Here is an 858-nt window from a genome sequence, read left to right as displayed (position 1 = left end):
ACATGGTATAAATTTAATTGCTTGTAGTTACTTAATCGGAAAAATCCTGCGGATTTTTCCTTTGGCTTGTGTTTTTTTGCTATTTTAGTACCTAATCCACGCAACTAAAAATTATACAAAACGTTGGGCATAATTTGAAAATACGAACAGAATTGGGAATTTTGAGTAAAATATTTAAGAAAAAAACTAATTCTAATGAATTGACTTCATTGGACTTCACTAACTCGGATTCAATTCTCAAAATAGTGGTGGAATTATATAATGAAATTTGGACTGATTCAAAAAAGTGGAAAGAAAATCATCAAAAAATTGAGCGATATCTGACCGAATTGCTATCTCTAAACCCAAATGACACAAGAGCTTTGACCAATCTCGGAGCCATACTTTCGGACAATGGAAAACATAAAAACGCTCTGACTGAATTACTAAAAGCAGAAAAACTTGAATCGAAAGATGCAAATCTTTATCGAAACATTGGAATTGCAAAAATGAATATTGAATCGGAAAGACAAAACGCAAAGGAATATTTTGAGATTGCTAATAAATTTAAATCGGACGAATTAACAATTGAGGCTTATTTTGACCCACACGGACATTAAAAAAACTATGCCCAACACCGGCTATAGTTCATTGCTTCTGACTTTCCTCTCGGAAAGTCCTCGCAAATTTGCTATCTTCGGTTTTCGGCGGAAAATCCTCGCGGATTTTCACGCAACGAAACCATAGCCAAACACGTTAGCAAACATTAAAAACCTACCAAAAATAGATAACATGCGAAAATTAATTTTACCTTTAATTTTATTATATACAGTATTATTTTCTTGTGAGAGTGAGACTGCAAATCCTGCAGATAATGAA

Annotated in this window: 1 protein-coding gene; it reads left to right on the top strand. The window is 33.1% G+C overall.

Going from position 1 to position 858, the window contains the following annotated elements; all coding sequences use genetic code 11:
• Positions 1-134: 134 nt before the first annotated feature.
• Positions 135-599, top strand: coding sequence for a tetratricopeptide repeat protein (locus ACFQ1R_RS13170; RefSeq protein ID WP_379926730.1), 465 nt, complete (start codon positions 135-137; stop codon positions 597-599).
• Positions 600-858: the final 259 nt, after the last annotated feature.

This window comes from Mariniflexile jejuense, from assembly GCF_042675665.1.
Classification (GTDB): Bacteria; Bacteroidota; Bacteroidia; order Flavobacteriales; family Flavobacteriaceae; genus Mariniflexile; species Mariniflexile jejuense.
This window is presented reverse-complemented; position numbering and strand designations above follow the sequence as displayed.